This is a genomic window from Novosphingobium sp. FG90 (assembly GCF_057808725.1).
On record NZ_JBMDIO010000096.1, the window covers coordinates 1 to 1,697 of the forward strand.

Here is a 1,697-nt window from a genome sequence, read left to right on the forward strand (position 1 = left end):
CCTAGCCCCGCTGGTCGTCGTCAGCGCGATCGGCAGGAGCCATTCCTGCAACGTCGTTCGCAGCGGCCGACTGAGCGGCATGAAGCCGAATGCATCGCGCAGTGCATCGAGCTGTTCGTACCGGGTCGGGCCGCGCGTCGCGTAGTCGGCCAGCACCTCGGGTCCGACCTGCAATTGCTCTGCGACGAACGCGAGCGGCGTATCAGGGATCAGTTCACCGGGTCGCAGGAAACGGCCAGGATAGCGCAGCGCGCAAAGCTGGATCGCGAAACCCAGCCGGTTATGCGGTCGCCTCCGGCGGACGATGATGGCCAAGTCGTCCCGGCTCAATGTCCAGTGCTGGACGAGCAGGGTTTCGTCGTCGGGAAGCGCGAGCAACGCCGCGCGTTGCTCGTCCGACAGGACGGCGCGACGCGGCATCGGCTTAGACCTTGGCCGGTGCGGTCCAGCCGATCCGGGCAAGCGTGCCGAGAAGGGTCGAACGCGGCACCTTGAAGGTCCGGCAGACGGACGCCTTGCTGGCCCCGCCATCCAGCGCGGCGGTGATCCGCTCGAGCGTTTCGGCGTCGATCATCGGCGGGCGGCCACCTTGGCGTCCCCGGCGTTTGGCAGCAGCCAGTCCCGCCATCACCCGTTCGCGCGTGAGCGCACGCTCATATTGTGCCAATGCACCGAACAGCGAGAACAGCAATTCGCCGTGCGGCGTGGTCGTATCCATCTGCTCGGTCAGCGACCGGAACGCGATGCCGCGCGCCTTCAGATCGGTGACGATCGTCAGCAGGTGCGGCAGCGAGCGTCCGAGCCGGTCGAGCTTCCACACGATCAGTGTGTCGCCCGCGTTCAGATAGTCGAGGCAGGCTTTCAGGCCTGGTCGGTCGTCGCGCGCGCCGGATGCCTTGTCGGTATGGAGATGCCGATGATCGACCCCGGTTGCGACGAGCGCGTCCCGCTGGAGATCGACCGTTTGGCGGTCATCGGTCGTTGACACCCGCATATATCCGACCAGCATGTACGACAAACCCTCGAAAGCATGTTTTCGAACACCCTATCAAAGCGACAGGGTTTGTCGATCGTTATGGGCTGAGGCGGGTATGGTTCGGCAAAAGCGCAGGTCCGGAGCGTCGCCTATCACCTGTTTGCCGTCACGCGTCTGCTGTCCGTATGGACGCAAGTAGAAGGCACGCTGATGCCGCAAGAAGCACCAGGTCCTTCAACAGGAACTGTCCGGTTCCGGCCGAAATCGCCGGGAACCCGCCAGCGGTCGGCTCGGCGACGCCAGGCGTGCTCAGGAAAAACGTCAGTGTCACGGCATAAGTCAGGCATGACATCGCCGCGCCGAGAGCGGAGGCCGTCTTGTTGAAAGCACCGATAATCAGCGCAGCGGCCGTCGCGAGCTCGACGGTGCCTATAAAATAGCTTCCACCCTGCACCCCAAAAACGGCCGGAATCCAGCTCATGATCGGACTGTTCTTCATCAATGGCGCGATGCCCATCGCTTCATAGCTCGTGAATTTCATGCAACCGAACCAGAGAAAGATGACCACCAGCGCCCAGCGCAGCAACGCGAGAGACCCGCGAGAGCCGGTCGTCTTTTCAGCTATGTGTAATGTCGAAAACATGGTGCCTCGCTTTCATCATGGCGCATGACCTGCCTTCATGCTTAGACAGGCGTGATATATGCGCTGCGCATACACTAT

At 62.6% G+C, this 1,697-nt stretch carries 3 protein-coding genes; all 3 read right to left on the reverse strand.

What is annotated here, in order from left to right; genetic code table 11:
• A partial coding sequence (locus ACODRZ_RS26655; RefSeq protein ID WP_488973184.1) for a DUF4158 domain-containing protein occupies positions 1–420 on the reverse strand: 420 nt, incomplete at its 3' end.
• A 4-nt stretch (positions 421–424) separates the two neighbouring features.
• Positions 425–1,009 (reverse strand): recombinase family protein, encoded by a 585-nt coding sequence (locus ACODRZ_RS26660; RefSeq protein WP_010339849.1) that lies wholly within the window; start codon positions 1,007–1,009, stop codon positions 425–427.
• 133 nt (positions 1,010–1,142) lie between these two features.
• On the reverse strand, positions 1,143–1,619 hold the full coding sequence (locus ACODRZ_RS26665) for a YkgB family protein (RefSeq protein WP_010339850.1): 477 nt from the start codon (positions 1,617–1,619) through the stop codon (positions 1,143–1,145).
• Positions 1,620–1,697 lie beyond the last annotated feature (78 nt).

Coding starts and splice junctions, on each gene's coding strand:
- ACODRZ_RS26665 (WP_010339850.1), bottom strand. CDS start 1,619: ATGTTTTCGACATTACACATAGCTGAAAAGACGACCGGCTCTCGCGGG.
- ACODRZ_RS26660 (WP_010339849.1), bottom strand. CDS start 1,009: ATGCTGGTCGGATATATGCGGGTGTCAACGACCGATGACCGCCAAACG.